This is a genomic window from Streptomyces sp. NPDC054794 (assembly GCF_053611585.1).
In genome coordinates this window covers 92,958-110,897 of record NZ_JBSHAQ010000032.1, presented here as the reverse complement: position 1 = coordinate 110,897, position 17,940 = coordinate 92,958, and the positions used below count along the sequence as shown (strand labels likewise).

The 17,940-nt window shown below is 73.2% G+C and carries 14 protein-coding genes; 12 read left to right on the top strand and 2 right to left on the bottom strand.

Annotated elements, in window-relative coordinates:
- Together ACWGKT_RS30050 and ACWGKT_RS30045 are read left to right on the top strand one after the other, a co-directional pair.
- Nucleotides 1–426, top strand: a 426-nt coding sequence (locus ACWGKT_RS30050) for a methionine adenosyltransferase domain-containing protein (protein ID WP_453276153.1), incomplete at its 5' end; no start/stop codon positions are given.
- A 343-nt stretch (nt 427–769) separates the two neighbouring features.
- A complete protein-coding gene (locus ACWGKT_RS30045) occupies nt 770–2,917 on the top strand; it encodes a primosomal protein N' (protein WP_453276152.1) in 2,148 nt (715 codons plus the stop codon).
- Nucleotides 2,918–3,022: 105 nt separating this feature from the next.
- Here ACWGKT_RS30045 and ACWGKT_RS30040 read toward each other — a convergent pair whose 3' ends face one another.
- Nucleotides 3,023–3,565 (bottom strand): hypothetical protein, encoded by a 543-nt coding sequence (locus tag ACWGKT_RS30040; RefSeq protein ID WP_235458612.1) that lies wholly within the window; start codon nt 3,563–3,565, stop codon nt 3,023–3,025.
- Between the two features lie 277 nt (nt 3,566–3,842).
- Here ACWGKT_RS30040 and fmt point away from each other — a divergent pair, with 277 nt between their 5' ends.
- Nucleotides 3,843–4,775: a methionyl-tRNA formyltransferase gene (gene fmt, locus ACWGKT_RS30035; RefSeq protein WP_453276151.1), complete on the top strand. Its 933-nt coding sequence runs from the start codon at nt 3,843–3,845 to the stop codon at nt 4,773–4,775.
- A gap of 130 nt (nt 4,776–4,905) precedes the next feature.
- Entirely contained in the window at nt 4,906–6,333 is a 1,428-nt protein-coding gene (locus ACWGKT_RS30030; protein WP_453276150.1) for an RsmB/NOP family class I SAM-dependent RNA methyltransferase, read from the top strand.
- Here ACWGKT_RS30030 and ACWGKT_RS30025 read toward each other — a convergent pair.
- Nucleotides 6,314–8,479: an MMPL family transporter gene (locus tag ACWGKT_RS30025; protein ID WP_453276149.1), complete on the bottom strand. Its 2,166-nt coding sequence runs from the start codon at nt 8,477–8,479 to the stop codon at nt 6,314–6,316. The genes ACWGKT_RS30030 and ACWGKT_RS30025 overlap by 20 nt on opposite strands.
- A 129-nt stretch (nt 8,480–8,608) precedes the next feature.
- On the opposite strand from ACWGKT_RS30025, the gene rpe reads away from it, so the two are divergent.
- The 8 genes from rpe (at nt 8,609) to ACWGKT_RS29985 (ending at nt 17,934) form a co-directional block, all read left to right on the top strand.
- A complete protein-coding gene (gene rpe, locus ACWGKT_RS30020; protein ID WP_235458616.1) occupies nt 8,609–9,295 on the top strand; it encodes a ribulose-phosphate 3-epimerase in 687 nt (228 codons plus the stop codon).
- Between the two features lie 78 nt (nt 9,296–9,373).
- Nucleotides 9,374–10,417, top strand: a complete 1,044-nt coding sequence (locus ACWGKT_RS30015; protein ID WP_453276148.1) for a sugar-binding transcriptional regulator — start codon at nt 9,374–9,376, stop codon at nt 10,415–10,417.
- A 117-nt stretch (nt 10,418–10,534) separates the two neighbouring features.
- Entirely contained in the window at nt 10,535–10,843 is a 309-nt protein-coding gene (locus ACWGKT_RS30010) for a barstar family protein (protein ID WP_235458618.1), read from the top strand.
- Nucleotides 10,844–11,001: 158 nt separating this feature from the next.
- Nucleotides 11,002–12,444 carry a GuaB1 family IMP dehydrogenase-related protein gene (locus ACWGKT_RS30005; protein WP_356144971.1) on the top strand — a complete coding sequence of 481 codons (1,443 nt, stop codon included), beginning with the start codon at nt 11,002–11,004 and terminating at the stop codon, nt 12,442–12,444.
- Nucleotides 12,445–12,777: 333 nt separating this feature from the next.
- A complete protein-coding gene (locus tag ACWGKT_RS30000) occupies nt 12,778–14,259 on the top strand; it encodes an amino acid permease (RefSeq protein ID WP_453276147.1) in 1,482 nt (493 codons plus the stop codon).
- A 10-nt stretch (nt 14,260–14,269) separates the two neighbouring features.
- On the top strand, nt 14,270–14,722 hold the full coding sequence (locus ACWGKT_RS29995) for an Lrp/AsnC family transcriptional regulator (protein WP_067366089.1): 453 nt from the start codon (nt 14,270–14,272) through the stop codon (nt 14,720–14,722).
- 94 nt (nt 14,723–14,816) lie between these two features.
- Complete coding sequence (locus ACWGKT_RS29990; protein WP_453276146.1) at nt 14,817–17,489, top strand: nitrate- and nitrite sensing domain-containing protein; 2,673 nt, start codon at nt 14,817–14,819, stop codon at nt 17,487–17,489.
- The gene (locus ACWGKT_RS29985) at nt 17,479–17,934 is read left to right on the top strand and encodes a roadblock/LC7 domain-containing protein (RefSeq protein ID WP_235458633.1); all 456 of its coding nucleotides are present in this window, start codon (nt 17,479–17,481) and stop codon (nt 17,932–17,934) included. Before ACWGKT_RS29990 ends, ACWGKT_RS29985 begins: the two co-directional genes overlap by 11 nt.
- Nucleotides 17,935–17,940: the final 6 nt, after the last annotated feature.

The following is a 17,940-nucleotide window of genomic DNA, read 5'->3' as shown; positions in this document are numbered from 1 at the left end:
CGCAAGATCATCATCGACACCTACGGCGGCATGGCCCGCCACGGTGGCGGCGCCTTCTCCGGCAAGGACCCGTCCAAGGTCGACCGCTCCGCCGCCTACGCGATGCGCTGGGTCGCCAAGAACGTCGTCGCCGCGGGCCTGGCCTCCCGCTGCGAGGTCCAGGTCGCCTACGCCATCGGCAAGGCCGAGCCGGTCGGTCTCTTCGTCGAGACCTTCGGCACCCACAAGGTCGAGCCGGAGAAGATCGAGAAGGCGATCGACGAGGTCTTCGACCTGCGTCCGGCCGCCATCATCCGCGACCTCGACCTGCTCCGCCCGATCTACGCCCAGACCGCCGCGTACGGTCACTTCGGCCGTGAGCTCGACGACTTCACGTGGGAGCGCACGGACCGCGTGGACGCGCTGCGCGACGCCGCGGGTCTGTAGGTCCCGCGCGGCACCGACGGCTTTCGCCGAGGCCCGGTCTCCCTTCGGGGGGCCGGGCCTCGGCGTGTCGCGGCGACTCATTCAGGCGGCTAATTCATTGGCGGCCGGGGTGCGTCGGTTCGTACGGTGAGGTCACCGACGCCGCCCGGTGCGATGGCCGCGGATACTTCTTCCGGGTGGATCCCACGCAGGTTCGAATCCTGCCGCCGGTCGCCGAGCGACGGGTGTGGCCGAGTGGCCAAAGGCAGAAGAAAGTGCCCCAGGGCGAGCCGTGGCCGGGGTGATCTCGGGCGTGCGTCGGTCTCCGTGCCCGTTGTCAGTGGCATTTGGTAAGAATGCAAGCGTGAGCAGCGAGAACGGGCAGGGGGACGGCGGCGCGGAGGGTGCGCCGCCGGAACAGCTCGCGCTCATCCGGGAGAGCGTGCGCACGGCCAAGGTGCCGCGCGCCAAGCCCCGGACCTGGCGGGGCGCCGCGCTCGCCAAGGAGCGGCCCGTCGCCCGGGTCCTCGTCGACAAGGGAGTGCTGCATCTCGACCGGTATTTCGACTACGCCGTCCCCGAGGAACTGGACGAACAGGCACAGCCCGGGGTGCGGGTGCGGGTGCGGTTCGGCGCCGGCCGACACCGGGTGCGGGAAGGACGCCGCGAGGGCGGGGGCCTCATCGACGGCTTCCTCGTCGAGCGGCGGGACGAGTCCGACTACTCGGGACCGCTGGCCGCGCTGGCCCAAGTGGTGTCCCCCGAGCCCGTACTGAGCGAGGAACTGCTCGGCCTCGCCCGAGCCGTCGCCGACCGGTACGCGGGCAGCCTCGCCGACGTGCTGCAACTGGCCGTGCCGCCGCGCAACGCGCGTGCCGAACAGCGGCCGTCGCCGCCGCCCCTGCCGCTGCCGCCCGTGCCCGACGCCGGGTCGTGGGCCCGGTACGAGCACGGGGGCGCCTTCATCGAGTCGCTCGCCGCGGGCGGCGCGCCGCGCGCCGTGTGGAACGCGCTGCCCGGGCCCCGGTGGAGCGAGGAACTCGCGCGGGCCGTCGCCGCGACGCTCGCCTCGGGGCGCGGCGCGCTCGTCGTCGTACCCGACGGCCGGGCCGCCGCCCGGGTCGACGCCGCGCTGACCGCGCTGCTCGGCGAGGGGCGGCACGCGCTGCTCACCGCCGACGCCGGACCCGAGAAGCGGTACCGGCAGTGGCTGGCCGTGAGCCGCGGTTCCGTACGGGCCGTCGTCGGGACGCGGGCCGCCATGTTCGCGCCCGTGCGCGACCTCGGACTCGTCGCCCTCTGGGACGACGGGGACGACAGCCATAGCGAGCAGCACGCCCCGCAGCCGCATGCCCGGGACGTCCTGCTGCTGCGCGCCGCCCTGGACAAGTGCGCCTTCCTGCTGGGGAGTTGGAGCTGCACCGTGGAGGCGGCGCAGCTCGTGGAGAGCGGCTGGGCGCGGCCCCTGGTCGCGGGCCGGGAGCAGGTGCGACGCACCGCGCCGCTCGTCCGGACCGTGGGCGACGGCGACCTCGCACGCGACGAGGCCGCACGGGCCGCCCGGCTGCCCTCGCTCGCCTGGCAGGCGGTCCGGGACGGCCTGCGGCACGGGCCGGTCCTCGTCCAGGTGCCCCGGCGGGGGTACGCGCCACGCCTGGCCTGCGCCCAGTGCCGGGCCCCCACGCGCTGCCGGCACTGCTCCGGGCCCTTGGAGGCGCAGGACGCCGGGGAGCTGCGGTGCGGCTGGTGCGGGCGCGAGGAGGGCGCCTGGCACTGTCAGGAGTGCGGTGGCTTCCGGCTGCGGGCGCAGATCGTCGGAGCCCGGCGGACCGCCGAGGAACTGGGCCGGGCCTTTCCTTCCGTACCGGTACGGACCTCCGGGCGCGAGCACGTCCTGGACACGGTGCCCGGGACGCCCGCGCTGGTCGTGAGCACACCGGGCGCCGAGCCGGTCGCCGAGGGCGGCTACGCGGCCGCGCTGCTCCTGGACGGCTGGGCCATGCTCGGCCGCCCCGACCTGCGGGCCGGCGAGGACGCGCTGCGCCGGTGGATCGGGGCGGCGGCGCTCGTGCGGCCGCAGGAGGAGCACGGGACCGTGGTCGTCGTCGCGGAGCCTACGCTGCGGCCGGTGCAGGCGCTGGTGCGCTGGGACCCCGTCGGGCATGCCGTGCGGGAGCTGGCGGAGCGGGCCGAGCTGGGATTTCCGCCGGTGTCGCGGATGGCGTCCGTGGCGGGGCCACCCGAGGCCGTGGCGGAGTTCCTGGGGGCCGTCGAACTACCGCCGGACGCGGAGGTGTTGGGGCCCGTACCGGTGCCGGCCACCCTGCCCGGACGGCCGCGGCGGACCGGGGCGCCGCCACCCGGGGAGCCCTGGGACCGGGCGCTCGTACGGGTACCACCCGGCAGCGGCGCCGCGCTCGCGTCCGCGCTGAAGGCGGCGCAGGCCGCGCGGATGGCGCGGGGGAGCGGCGAGGCGGTGCGCGTGCGGATCGATCCGCCGGACATCGGGTGACGGTGGGGTTCGGGCCCCGCACGCGACCTCACCCGCGGTCCTGCGCGCTGCCGCACATGCGGATGCCCTCCTGGGCGCTGGCCAGGAGGGCAGAGTGAGGGGGTGTCAGCCGTTGCGCGGGCCGGGGAACGCCGTCGTCCTGGCCTCGTCGCGGAGCGTCGGGCTGCCGGCGGTGGGCTGGGTCGGCATGGAGCGGGCCGCCGGGACCGTCGGCACCGCGGGCATTCCGGTGTTCACGCTGAGCGTGCGGGTGCCCGACGGCTCGGTCGCGCGCTCGGCCTCGGCGGCCGCCTGGGCCGCGGCGCGGCGGGCGCCGTAACGGCGGTGCACCGCCTGCTTGGTGACCCCGAGCGCGGAGCCCACCGCGTCCCACGAGAAGCCGAGCGAGCGGTCGAAGTCCACGGCGGCCGTGACCAGGGTCTCGACACTGTCCCGGAGCTCCTGGGCGAGACGCACAGTCGGGGCGGGGGCACGTCCGTAGACGACGAAGCCCGTGGACGGGCCGGAGCGGCGCGGGCGGTAGACGTTGCCCAACTGGGCGGTGAGCGTGCGCAAGGCGTCCACCTGGCGGCGGACCCGCTCGATGTCCCGCACCAGCAAGTGCAGGCTGGCCCGGGCCTGGGCGTCGTGGGTTGCGTGGTCGGCCATGAACAAGCCTCTCGAACCGGCGTTGAAAAGGAATTGGGCCGCCGAATGCGGCCCTTTGTGGTCAACTCTTTCTTGACCAACGCGTTTGCGCTCCGCTGGTCACGGTGTGGGGGCGTACGGGCATATGCGTACGCCGTCCTCTCACCCACGCACCACCCGTACCGTTCGCCCGAGTGAGCGGCTTCGCGTGCGCGCGGTCGGCGGTTCGCTCCCGACGCGGTGGTCATAGACTGGTGAGCTGCCCGTCCGACCCCGCCCGAGAGGCCCCAACCCACCCATGAAGCTTGTCTTCGCCGGTACCCCCGAGGTCGCCGTTCCCGCTCTGGACGCTCTCATCGCCTCCGGCCGGCACGAGGTGGCCGCCGTCGTCACGCGGCCCGACGCACCGGCCGGGCGCGGGCGCAGGTTGGTCGCGTCTCCCGTGGCCGAGCGGGCGGAGGAGGCCGGGATCGAGGTGCTCAAGCCGCTCAAGCCGAGGGACCCCGAGTTCCTGGAGCGTCTCAAGGAGATCGCCCCGGACTGCTGCCCCGTCGTCGCCTACGGTGCCCTGCTGCCCAAGGTCGCCCTCGACATCCCCGCCCACGGCTGGGTCAATCTGCATTTCTCGCTGCTGCCCGCCTGGCGCGGCGCAGCGCCCGTGCAGCACTCCCTCATGGCGGGGGACGAGATCACGGGTGCCGCCACCTTCCTCATCGAGGAGGGGCTGGACTCCGGGCCGGTGTACGGGACCGTGACCGAGGAGATCCGGCCGACCGACACCAGCGGCGATCTGCTCACCCGGCTCGCCTTCGCGGGCGCCGGTCTGCTCGCCGCGACCATGGACGGCATCCAGGACGGAACGCTGAAGGCCGTACCGCAGCCGACCGAGGGCATCTCCCTCGCGCCGAAGATCACCGTCGAGGACGCCCAGGTCGACTGGGCCACGCCCGCGCTGCGCGTGGACCGGGTGGTGCGCGGCTGCACCCCCGCCCCCGGCGCCTGGACGACCTTCCGCGGCGAGCGGCTCAAGCTCATCCACGTCACGCCGGTGCCGGAGCGGACGGACCTCGCCCCCGGGCAGCTCGTCGTCGGCAAGCACAGCGTCCACGTGGGCACCGGTTCGTACGCCGTGGAACTGCTGTGGGTGCAGCCCCAGGGCAAGAAGCCGATGAAGGCGGCCGACTGGGCGCGCGGGGTGCGCATCGGCGGGGACGAGAGGCTCGGCGGCTGAGGCTCCTCGGGGCGCGCCCGGACCGCACTGCGCCCGTGGGCGGGCGGAGCCGTATCCCGCCGGGGTTCGGTCGCGGTCTGCCGACGTACGCTGGGATTCGCACCCCTCCCATACCCGGAGCACCTTTTTCGTGAGTGAGCAGTCCCGGCGGCCGCGCAGGCCCGCCAAGCCCTACCGTCGTCCGCAGAAGGACCCCGTCCGCATCCTCGCCTTCGAGGCGCTGCGTGCCGTGGACGAGCGGGACGCGTACGCCAACCTCGTCCTGCCGCCGCTGCTGCGCAGGGCACGGGAGAAGGAGGGCCCCGAGAAGTTCGACGCCCGGGACGCCGCCCTCGCCACCGAGCTGGTGTACGGGACGCTGCGCCGCCAGGGGACGTACGACGCCGTCATCGCCGCCTGTGTCGACCGCCCGCTGCGGGAGGTCGACCCGCCGGTGCTCGACGTGCTCAGCCTCGGCGCGCACCAGCTGCTCGGCACCCGCATCCCGACGCACGCCGCGGTGTCCGCCTCCGTGGAACTCGCCCGGGTGGTCCTCGGCGACGGCCGCGCCAAGTTCGTCAACGCCGTGCTGCGGAAGGTCGCGCAGCACGATCTCGACGGCTGGCTGGAGCAGGTGGCGCCGCCCTACGACGAGGACCCCGAGGACCACCTCGCCGTCGTGCACTCGCACCCCCGCTGGGTCGTCTCCGCGCTGTGGGACTCCCTCGGCGGTGGGCGGGCCGGCATCGAGGACCTGCTCGAAGCGGACAACGAGCGGCCGGAGGTCACTCTCGTCGCCCGCCCCGGGCGGTCCACGACCGACGAGCTGCTGCGCGAGGACGCCGCCGTGCCGGGGCGCTGGTCGCCGTACGCCGTGCGGCTCACCGAGGGCGGGGAGCCCGGTGCCGTCGAGGCCGTGCGGGACGGCCGGGCCGGGGTGCAGGACGAGGGCAGCCAACTGGTCGCGCTCGCGCTCGCGTCCGCGCCCCTGGAGGGGCCGGACGAGAAGTGGCTCGACGGATGCGCCGGCCCGGGCGGCAAGGCCGCGCTGCTGGGCGCCCTCGCGGCCGAGCGCGGGGCCTTCCTGCTCGCCTCCGAGAAGCAGCCGCACCGGGCCGGTCTGGTGGCCAAGGCGCTGGCCGGCAACCCGGGGCCGTACCAGGTCATCGCCGCCGACGGCACCCGCCCGCCGTGGCGGCCCGGCACCTTCGACCGGGTGCTGATGGACGTGCCCTGCACCGGGCTCGGCGCCCTGCGCAGGCGGCCGGAGGCCAGGTGGCGCCGCCGCCCCGAGGACCTGGAGAACTTCGCGCCGCTCCAGCGCGCCCTGCTGCGCGGCGCCCTCGACGCCGTGCGGGTCGGCGGTGTCGTCGGCTACGCCACCTGCTCGCCGCACCTCGCGGAGACCCGGGCCGTCGTCGAGGACGTGCTCAAGCAGCACCCGGACGCCGAACTCCTCGACGCCCGGCCGCTGTTGCCCGGCGTACCGGCCCTCGGTGAGGGCCCCGACGTACAGCTGTGGCCGCATCTGCACGGGACCGACGCGATGTACCTGGCGCTCATCCGGCGGACCGGCTGACCGTCGGGCCGGAGGGCGCCGCGGCCCCGCCGTGGTCGCTGCCGTCCCGGCGGGCCAGGCCGTTGGGCCACCACACCGTCCTTCCCACGTCGAGGAAGAGCGAGGTGACCAGCACCGAGCGGACGACGAACGTGTCCAGCAGGACCCCGAGGGCGACCGCGAAGCCGATCTCCGCGAAGCCGACCATGGGGAGCGTGCCGAGGGCCGCGAACGTGCCCGCCAGGACCAGGCCCGCGGAGGTGATCACGGCGCCGGTCGCGGCCAGGGCGGTCACCACTGCGGCGCCGGTTCCCTCCCGGGCGGCCTCCTCGCGCACGCGCGTGGTCAGGAAGATGTTGTAGTCGATGCCGAGGGCCACCAGGAAGACGAAGACGAACAGCGGGAAGGCCACGTCCTCGCCCGCGTAGTCGAACAGGTGCCGGAAGGCGAGGGTGCTCAGGCCGAGCGCACAGGCCAGGGACAGCATCACGGTCCCGATCAGCAGCAGCGGAGCCACCAGGGCGCGCAGCAGGAGGCCCAGCACCAGCAGGACGACGGCCAGGACCAGGGGGATCACCAGGTAGTTGTCGTGCGCCTGGGCGTCCTCCATGTCCAGCAGCGCCGCCGTGCCGCCGCCGACCCGCGCGTCGGCGTCCGGCACGGCGTGCACCGCGGCGCGGACGCGACGCACGGTCGCCTTCGCGGCGGCGCTGTCGGCCGGATCGCGCATCGTCGCCTCGAACAGCACCCTGCCCCGGTACTCGGGCGCGGTCCCGGCCGGTACCCCGATGCCGGTCGGGACGACGCCCCGGTCCGCGGCGACCACCCGGCCCACCTGTGCGCCGCGGGCCCGGTCGGCGACGATCACCAGGGGGTCGCCGGTGCCGGCCGGGAAGTAGCGTGCGGACACCTCCTGGCCGACGATCGAGTCCGGCCTGCCGGTGAACGCGTCGGCGTTGGCGATGCCGTCGGCCCGCAGCTGGAACAGTCCGAGGGACAGCACCACGAGCGCCCCCGCCGTGACGCTCCAGACCAGGCGGGGACGGCGGGCGATGCGCCGGCCCAGCCGGGCCCACACCCCGCGCTCGGTCGGGTCCGCCGACCCGAAGTGCGGGATCGCCGGCCAGAAGATCCACCGGCCGAAGACCAGCAGCAGCGCCGGGAAGAGGGTCAGCATGACCCCGAGCGCGACGGTGACGCCGATCGCCGCCACCGGGCCGAGGCCGCGCGTCGAGTTCATCTCTGCGACGAGCAGCACCAGCATGCTCAGGACGACGGTCGCGCCCGAGGCGAGGACCGCGGGTCCCGCCCGGTGCAGGGCCAGCGCCATCGCCTCGTGCCGGTCCTCGTGCCGGCGCAGCTCCTCCCGGTAGCGGGCGACCAGCAGCAGGGCGTAGTCCGTGCCCGCGCCGAAGACCAGCACCGTCAGGATGCCGGCGCTCTGGCCGTTGACGGTCAGGCCCGCGTGCCGGGCCAGCAGGTAGATCAGCGCCTGCGCGGTGAACAGGGCCACGACCACGCCGAGCAGCGGGACGAACAGCAGGGTGGGGCTGCGATAGGTGAGCAGCAGCATGACGACCACGACCGCCATCGCGGAGAACAGCAGCGTGGAGTCGATGCCCTCGAAGGCCTTGGAGAAGTCGGCCGAGGTTCCGCCGGGTCCGGTGATGTGCACGGCGAGGCCGTGGCCGCCCTCGCCCACCTCGGCGCGGACGGAGTCGACCGCGGGCCCGATCTGCTGCCAGCCCGCGGCGTCCATGGTGATCGGCACCTGGATCTGGGCGGCCCGGGGCGCGGTCGGCCGGTCGAAGACGGGCCCACGGATCTCCGCGCCGCGGATGCCGTGGTCGCGCAGGGACGACAGCCGCCGGACGTCCTCGGCGATCTGCCGCCGGTCCGCCTCCGTGAGGCCACGCGCGCGTGCGTAGACGACGACCGCGGGGATCTGCTCGGGGCGGAACTTCTCGGAGAGGTCGAGGACCTGGGTGGACTCGGCGGTGCCGGGCAGCCAGGACTGGGCGTCGTTGTCCTGCGCGTCGTTCAGTTTCGTCCCGAACGGCGCCGCGATCACCAGCACGACCAGCCACAGGAGCACGACCAGCCACTTCGAACGGCGCCCGCACACGAGCCGGATCGCGGTGCGTTTCCCTGTGTCGAGCTGCCTCATGACGACCCCCCTGGGGCGTACCCGGCCGGTGGCTCAGCATGGCACGACGGCGTCGGTCGTCACATACGATGAACGTCCTGGATATGGACCAGCGCGAACATCTGTGCCCGGACATGGCAGGCTTGGGTCATGGCCGTGCAGATCAACCCCAGCATCCTGTCCGCCGACTTCGCCCGCCTCGCGGACGAGGCGAAGGCGGTCGAAGGAGCCGACTGGCTCCATGTCGACGTGATGGACAACCATTTCGTCCCGAACCTGACGCTCGGCGTGCCGATCGTGGAGTCCCTGGCGCGGGCGACCGACACACCGCTGGACTGCCACCTGATGATCGAGGACGCCGATCGCTGGGCTCCCCAGTATGTCGAAGCGGGTGCCTCGTCCGTCACCTTCCATGTCGAGGCGGCTGCCGCGCCCGTGCGGCTGGCCCGCGAGATCCGCGCCAAGGGCGCCCGCGCCTCCATGGCGCTCAAGCCAGCGACGCCGATCGAGCCGTACGAGGACCTGCTCCCCGAACTCGACATGCTGCTGATCATGACGGTCGAGCCGGGCTTCGGCGGTCAGGCGTTCCTCGACATCATGCTTCCCAAGATCCGCCGCACCCGCGAGCTGATCGACAAGCACGGACTGCAGCTCTGGCTGCAGGTCGACGGGGGAGTCTCCGCCTCGACGATCGAGCGCTGCGCGGACGCCGGGGCGGATGTCTTCGTCGCCGGCTCGGCGGTGTACGGGGCGAACGACCCGGCAGAAGCGGTACGCGCGCTGCGCGCCCAGGCGGAAACGGCCACCGCCAAGGCGTCGTGGGCATGCGACCACTGAGCCACAGGTACGTGAACGGCGCCCATCAGGGCAGATCAAGCGCGCCGAATCTGCAAGGATGAACGGCGAATCCAGAGTGTGAACAGCAGTGAGGAGATCGCCGTGTCGGGTATGTCGGCGGGCCGGTCAGCCATGCGGATGGGTCCCGCTGAGCTGGTGCAGGCGGCGGCCATGGCCCGCCGCTTCTACCTTGAGGGGAAGTCCAAGATCCAGATCGCGGAGGAGTTCGGCGTCAGCCGCTTCAAGGTGGCCCGGGTCCTGGAAACCGCCCTCGAACGGGATCTCGTGCGCATCGAGATCCGCGTCCCCGCCGAGCTGGACGCCGAGCGCTCCGACGCGCTCCGCGCCCGCTACGGCCTCAGGCATGCAGTCGTGGTCGAGTCCCCGGCCGAGGCCGAGGAGACGCCCGACCCCGAGAACCTCGGCGAAGTGGGCGCCGACCTGCTCGGCGAACTCGTCAACGAGGGGGACGTCCTGGGCCTGGCCTGGGGTCGGTCCACGATCCACATGGCGGCGGCCCTGGACCGGCTGCCGCCCTGCACGGTGGTGCAGCTGACGGGTGTGTACGACGCCGGGACCGCCGAGCGCGGTTCGGTCGAGGCCGTCCGCCGCGCCGCGCAGGTGTCCGGCGGCGACGCGCACCCCATCTACGCGCCGATGCTGTTGCCGGACGCGGCCACCGCGGCCGCGCTGCGCAACCAGACGGGGATCGCGCGGGCCTTCGAGTACTTCGACAAGGTCACGGTCGCCTGTGTGTCCATCGGCTCCTGGGAGCCGGGGATCTCGACGGTGCACGACATGCTCAGCGACGAGGAGCGGGCGCACTACGCCTCGCTCGGCGTCGCCGCCGAGATGTCCGCGCACCTCTTCGACTCCGAGGGCCGCCGGGTCGGCCGGGACCTGGGGGAGCGGTGCATCACGGTCAAGGCCGACCAGCTCCGCCGTATCCCCGAGGTCGTCGCGATCGCGGGCGGGCAGCGCAAGGCGTCCGCGATCGACGCGGTGCTGCGCTCCGGGCTCGTCACCAGCCTGGTGACGGACACGTCCGCCGCGGACTACCTGATGACCGCCGGGCCCACGCCGAGGCCCGCCCTGAACCGGGCGGACCCGGACGGAGCCTGACCGGCCCGGCAGCGGGACCCGAGAGGACGGCCGTGACAGCGCTCCACGCTGACGCGGCCGTCCCCTGTTCGAGCCCCGCGAGTTCGATCACTACGAGTCGTTCGGGGTGGTACTGAGATGACGAGTCCGCGTGTGGTGACGCTGGACCTCGACGGGGCGGTGGACAAAGCGGCCCTGATGGACCGCGTCGCGCGGGCCCTCGACCTGCCCGACTGGTTCGGGCGCAACTGGGACGCCCTCGCCGACAGCCTCGCCGACCCCTCCGTATGGCCGCCGGAGGCCGCGGAGCGCGGACTGCTCGTCGTCGTCACCGGCTGGCGCCAGTACGCGGGCGCCCGGCCCGAGGAGTGGGACGTGGCCCAGGACGTGTTCGCCGAGGCGTCCCGCAAGGAGGCCCGGCTCACCGTGGCGCTCGCGCTCGGCTGACCTCCCCCTCTTCGGTGGATCCTCCAAACGCACAGGTCAGGTGCCTGGAGGTTTCGACCGGGCATCACATTCCGACCGTCATGGGACAATGAAGTACGTGCTTTTCCCCCGGCTGACCTGTCCGGGGGTCACCTCTGAACTACTGGGATGTGCGGCACGTGCGTTTCCTCAATGACATCCAGCCCGCGTACGACCTGACGTACGACGACGTCTTCATGGTGCCGAGCCGCTCCGCGGTCGGCTCGCGTCAGGGCGTGGACCTCAGCTCGCCGGACGGCACGGGCACGACGATCCCGCTGGTCGTCGCCAACATGACCGCGATCGCGGGCCGGCGGATGGCCGAGACCGTGGCGCGGCGCGGCGGCCTGGTGGTGATTCCGCAGGACATCCCGATCGACGTCATCACCGACGTCATCTCCTGGGTGAAGAGCCGCCACCTGGTCCTCGACACGCCGATCGTGCTGGCCCCGCACCAGACCGTGGCCGACGCGCTGGCCCTGCTGCCCAAGCGGGCGCACAATGCCGGCGTGGTCGTCGACGAGGACGGCCGCCCGGTCGGCGTCGTGACCGACCGGGACCTGACCGGGGTCGACCGCTTCACGCAGCTCGGCGAGGTCATGTCCCGCGACCTGCTGCTCATCGACGCGGACATCGACCCGCGCGAGGCCTTCCACACCCTCGACACGGCCAACCGGCGCTACGCGCCCGCCGTGGACGCCGAGGGCAGGCTCGTCGGCATCCTCACCCGCAAGGGCGCCCTGCGCGCCACGCTGTACTCCCCGGCCACCGACGCCAACGGCAGGCTGCGCATCGCCGCCGCCGTCGGCATCAACGGCGACGTGGCGGGCAAGGCCAAGCAGCTGCTCGACGCGGGCGTCGACACGCTCGTCATCGACACCGCGCACGGCCACCAGGAGTCGATGATCGCCGCGATCAAGGTGGTCCGCGCCCTCGACCCGCAGGTGCCGATCGCCGCCGGCAACATCGTCTCCGCCGAGGGCGTCAAGGACCTGATCGACGCGGGCGCGGACATCATCAAGGTCGGTGTCGGGCCGGGCGCCATGTGCACCACACGCATGATGACCGGCGTCGGCCGGCCGCAGTTCTCGGCGGTCCTGGAGTGCGCCGCCGAGGCGAAGAAGTACGGCAAGCACGTGTGGGCCGATGGCGGTGTCCGGCACCCGCGCGACGTGGCGATGGCCCTCGCGGCCGGCGCGTCCAACGTGATGGTCGGCTCGTGGTTCGCCGGTACGTACGAGTCGCCGGGCGACCTCCAGCACGACGCCGACGGCCGCGCCTACAAGGAGTCGTTCGGCATGGCGTCGGCGCGCGCGGTGCGCAACCGCACCTCCGACGAGTCGGCCTACGACCGCGCCCGCAAGGCCCTGTTCGAGGAGGGCATCTCCACCTCCCGCATGTTCCTCGACCCGACCCGTCCGGGCGTCGAGGACCTGATCGACTCGATCATCGCGGGTGTCCGTTCCTCCTGCACCTACGCCGGTGCCGGCTCGCTGGAGGAGTTCGCCGAGAAGGCCATCGTCGGCATCCAGAGCGCCGCCGGCTACGCCGAGGGCAAGCCCCTGCACGCCAGCTGGAGCTAGTCAACACCCTTCCTCACGGCCCCCGTTGTCCCGGTATCCGGGAGCAGCGGGGGCCGTCGGTGTTCTCGCCTCGCCGAACTGCTTTGAGGGGCCTCGCGGATGGCCCCGCGCAACGGTTCGAAGCCCGCACGCAACGAATGGGCACGCGACCCGAATGAACGCAATGATCTTGCGGGCATGCGCAAGGTTGCTGCATTACGCCAGTGAAGCCCTGGCTCATAGGGTGCTGCGCTGTACGTGGCGTGGCGGGGACCCCGCTCGGTGGGTTCCTGCCTTCGCAGGGGGCGCCGTCGTTCCCTGCCACCCTGACCGGCAGCGATAAGGAGCCCGCGCGTGCTCGATCAAGGCGCACCCCCGCACAACCCCACAGACGCCACCCCCTCGTCCCTGGGCGTCGGCGCGCGCCTCATGCGCCGCAAGCCCGTGGAACGGCTGGTCGCGGAGGGCGGGCAGGGTGAGGGGGGCGCGCTCAGGCGGTCCCTCGGGCTCTGGCAGCTGACGATGATCAGCATCGGCGCCACCCTCGGCACCGGCATCTTCGTCGTCCTCGGCCAGGCCGTGCCCAAGGCCGGCCCGGCCGTCACCCTCTCCTTCGTGATCGCCGGTCTCACCGCGCTGTTCTCGGCCCTGTCCTACGCCGAGCTGGCGGGCACCATCCCGGTCTCCGGTTCCTCGTACTCGTACGCATACGCAACGATGGGCGAACTGATCGCCTGGGTCTGCGGCTGGTGTCTGCTCCTGGAGTACGGCGTGTCGGTCGCCGCCGTGGCCGTCGGCTGGGGCGAGTACCTCAACGAGCTGCTCGACGGCACGATCGGCGTCACCATCCCGGCCTCCCTGTCCGCCGCGCCCGGCGAGATCGACGGCGGCATCATCAACCTGCCCGCCCTGATCGTCGTCCTGCTGGCGATGGTGTTCCTGCTCGGTGGTGCCAAGGAGTCCGCGCGGGCCAACACCGTCATGGTGTGCGTGAAGATCGCCGCGCTCGTGCTGTTCTGCGCCATCGGCTTCATGGGCTTCAAGTCGGGCAACTACGAGAACTTCATGCCGCTCGGCATGGCGGGCGTCAGCGCGGCCGGCGCCACGTTGTTCTTCTCGTACATCGGCTTCGACGCCGCCTCCACCGCGGGCGAGGAGGCGAAGAACGCCCAGCGGGACCTGCCGCGCGCCATCATGCTGTCCCTCGTCATCGTGACGGCCCTGTACGTGCTGGTCGCGGCCGTCGCCGTCGGCGCCAAGCCGTGGCGGCAGTTCTCCGACGCCCACGCCGCGCTCGCCCAGATCATGACGGAGGTCACCGGGCAGAGCTTCTGGGGCACCCTGCTGGCCTTCTGCGCCGTCATCGCCATCGCGAGCGTCGTCCTGACCGTGCTCTACGGCCAGACCCGCATCCTCTTCGCGATGGCTCGCGACGGCCTGGTGCCCAAGGTCTTCGCCAAGGTCCACCCGAAGAGCGGCACGCCCCGCGCCAACACCGTGATCGTCTCGCTGTTCTGCGGTGTCCTGGCCGCCGCCGTCCCGCTGGGCGACCTCGCCGACGCCACCAGCATCGGCACCCTGTTCGCCTTCGCGCTGGTCAACGTGGCCGTCGTGGTGCTGCGCCGGACCCGCCCGCAGATGCCGCGCACCTTCCGGGTGCCGCTGTCGCCGGTGCTGCCCGCGCTCGGTTTCCTCTTCTGCATCTGGATGATGGGGAGCCTGAAGAGGGACACCTGGGTCGTCTTCGGTGTCTGGATGGCGGTCGGGCTCGTGTTCTACTTCGTATACGGCTACCGCCGTTCCCGACTCGCAACACCCGCACCATCCGAGAAGTGATCAACCCACAGTGCTGAACGATCTCGACGAACGCATCGTGCACGCCCTCGCCGAGGACGCCCGCCGCTCCTACGCGGACATCGGGCAACTGGTCGGTCTGTCCGCGCCCGCCGTGAAGCGGCGCGTGGACCGGCTGCGCGCCACCGGAGCCATCACCGGCTTCACCGTACGGGTGGACCCGGCGGCGCTCGGCTGGGAGACCGAGGGGTTCGTCGAGATCTACTGTCGGCGCAATACCTCCCCGGAGACCATCCAGCGGGGTCTGGAGCGCTATCAGGAGGTCGTGGCCGCCTCCACCGTCACCGGTGAGGCGGACGCGGTCGTGCAGGTCTTCGCCTCCGACATGCGGCACTTCGAGCGGGTGCTGGAGCGCATCGCGGGCGAGCCGTTCGTGGAGCGGACCAAGTCCGTTCTCGTACTCTCGCCGCTGCTGCGGCGGTTCTCGGCCGGCTCGCCCACCTGACCAGAAATTACCTCAGGTAACTCATTGCCGCCGAACGGGTGATCCCGTAGCTTGTGCCGGGCTCTCTACTGACTGGTAACCCGGCAGGTACTTTATGCGCTGGCCCGTCGGCCGCCCCACCACCGTTCGCGCCCGCATCGTGGCACTCGCGCTCGCCCCGTCCGTCGCCCTGATGGCGCTGTGGAGCTTCGCCATGGTGTCGGTCACCGGCGAACTCCGTGCGCTGATCCGGCTGCAGGGGGTGTACGAGGACTTCGGCACCCCCGTCGACACGGCCATCGGTCAGATCCAGATCGAACGGCGGCTCTCGGCCGCCTACCTGGGCGCCGGCCAGGACACGGCCGCCGCGGGCGACCTCTTGGCCCAGCAGCGCCGCACCGACCGGGTGGTGAGCGCCATGCGCGACGCGATCCGGGACGGGGACCGCAGCCGGCTCACCGACCGGCAGCGCAGCGTCCTCGACGGCGCGGTCCACGCCACCGACGGGCTGGAGAAGCTGCGCGAGCGGGTGCTGTCCCGGCGCATCTCCTGGGACCGGGCCGTCGACGAGTACAGCAAGCTCGTCGAACCGGGCTTCGACGTCCAGTCCACGCTCACCGCCCTGCAGGCCGGGCAGCTGGCCCGGGAGGCGCAGGTCGTCGTCGAGCTGGTCCGGGTGCGGGAGTTCGTCTCCCGCGAGGACGCCCTGGTCGCCGGGGCCCGGGCCGCCGGAACCCTGACCGACCGGCAGTACGACGCCCTCACGGCCACGATCGAGGACCGGCGGGTCTTCGAGCGGACGTACGTGCCGGACCTGCCCTCCGACTCCCGCTCCCTGTTCGAGGAGTTCCAGCGCGGGGACCTGCACCGCTCGCTGGAGCGGGGCGAGGACGCGCTGCTGCGAGCGGGCGCCGGCCGTGCCGGTGAGGCCGTCGCCGCCGACACCTGGCGGACCACCTCCGACCGGGCCGTCAAGCGCTACATGCAGCTGTGCACCCGCTCGGCCGAGAACTCGGCGACGCGCGGGCGGGCGTTCGCCTACCGGGAGCTGACCAAGGCATCGGTCGTCGGCGTCGTCGGACTGGCCGCCGTCGCACTGTCGCTGTGGCTCGCGGTGCGCGGCGCCCGGCGCATCTCGCGACGCCTGGAGACGCTGCGGGACTCGGCGGACCTGCTGAGCACCCGCCAGCTGCCGGACGTGATGCGGCGGTTGAGCGCGGGCGAGGACGTGGACGCGGTCGCCGAGGCGCCGCCGCTGGCCGCCGACGAGGTCCGGTCCGACGAGATCGGGCAGGTCGGCCGGTCCTTCAACAGCGCGCGCCTCGCCGCCGTCGAGGCCGCCGTCAAGCAGGCGACGCTGCGCCGCGGGCTGTTCGCGGTGCTGCTCAACATCGCGCGCCGCAACCAGGCCCTCGTGCACCGCCAGTTGAAGCTCGTCGACACGCTGGAGCGGCGCACCGAGGATCCGGAGATCCTGCGCGAGCTGTTCCGGATCGACCATCTGACCACCCGCATGCGCCGCCATGCCGAGAGCCTGATCATCCTCTCGGGCTCCGCGCCCGGCCGTAGGTGGCGCCGCCCGGTGCCGGTCGCCGACGTCGTGTCCTCGGCGGTCGGCGAGATCGAGGACTACGCGCGTGTCGTGGTCCCGCCGATGCCCGAGGTGGGTGTCGCCGCGGACGCGGTGGCCGACGTCGTGCACCTGTTCGCCGAGCTGCTGGAGAACGCCACGGTGTTCTCGCCGCCGCACACCCAGGTCACCCTGCGCACCGGCCGGGTGTCGGGCGGCTTCGTCCTGGAGATCGACGACCGGGGTCTCGGCCTCGACCCCGAGCAGCTCGAAGAGGCCCAACGCACCCTCACCGACCCCGACGGCTTCGACCCCACCCGCCACGAACGCCTCGGCCTGTACGTCGTCGGCCGCCTCGCCGCCCGGCACGGCATCAAGGTCACGCTGCGCGATTCGGCGTACGGCGGGACGACGGCGGTGGTACTGCTGCCCCCGGCGGTTCTGGCGGAGCCGGTGCGGCGGGACGACGAGCGGGGCCGGCGGGAAGGCGAGCCGGAGGCGCGGGAGTACGTGTCGCAGCGGCGGGAAGGCGAGCCGGAGCGGCGCGAGAACGTGCCGGTGCGGCGGGAGGACCTGCTGGAGCGACGGGAACACGAGCCTCAGGCGCCGGTCCCGGGGGCCGGCACCCCGCTGCGCGCGCTGCCGTCACGCCGCGGCGCGACCGCCCTCGCCCCTCAGGGGCGAGGGCACACCCAGGGCCCGACGGCTTCCGAGGACCGGGCGGGCGGCGTCGAGCACGGCGGCCGGGCGGAGGTCGTGGAGCTCGCCCGCCGGGCGGAGCGCACGGAGCTCGCCGACCGGGAGGAGGACGCCGGGTTCGCCGACCGGGCGCAAGAGGTGGAGCTCGCCGACCGGGCGCAGGACGCTGAGCTCGGCCGCCGGGCGGAGCGCGTGGAGCGCGGTGACCGGCCGACCGGCGTGGAGCACGGTGGCTGGGGCACCGACCCCGACGCCGAGGACGCCCCCGGCCCGGCCGCTCCCTCGCTGCCCACCCGGGTGCGGCAGGCCTCGCTCGCCGAACCCCTGCGCGGTGACCCGCCGCCCCGCGACGCGACCCCCGAGCGGGAGGTCGACGCCGAGGAGATGCGGGCGATCTTCGGCGCCTTCCAGCGCGGCCTGGACCGGGGACGCAAGGGACTGCCCGCCCAGGGCCGGCGCCCCGGCGCCGAGGAGCGAACCGACATCGACGAAGGGACGGATGCCGACGATGCGCGGTGACGACCAGACCCCTGAGCACGAGGCACCGGCCCCGGCCGGCACCACGCCCGCGGACGCGCCCGGCACCGGGCTCGGCTGGCTGCTCGACGACCTGGTGGCCCGGACCGACCACGTCCGCCACGCCGTGCTGCTCACCGCGGACGGGCTCCCGCTGAGCTGCTCGGACGGCATGCGCCGGCGGGACATCGAGCACCTCGCCGCCGTCTGCTCCGGCTTCCACAGCCTGGCCCGCTCGGCGGGGGAGCGGTTCGACGCGGGGGAGGTGCGCCAGACGATGGTGATGCTGGAGGACGCGTACCTCTTCGTCACCCCGGCGGGCGACGGCAGCCGTCTGGCCGTGCTCAGCGAGGTGCAGACCGACGTCGGACAGCTCGCCCACGAGATGGCGCTGCTCGTCCGCCGCCTCGGCCGCCACCTGGACGCCGCCGCCCGCACGGCCGACTGACCCGGC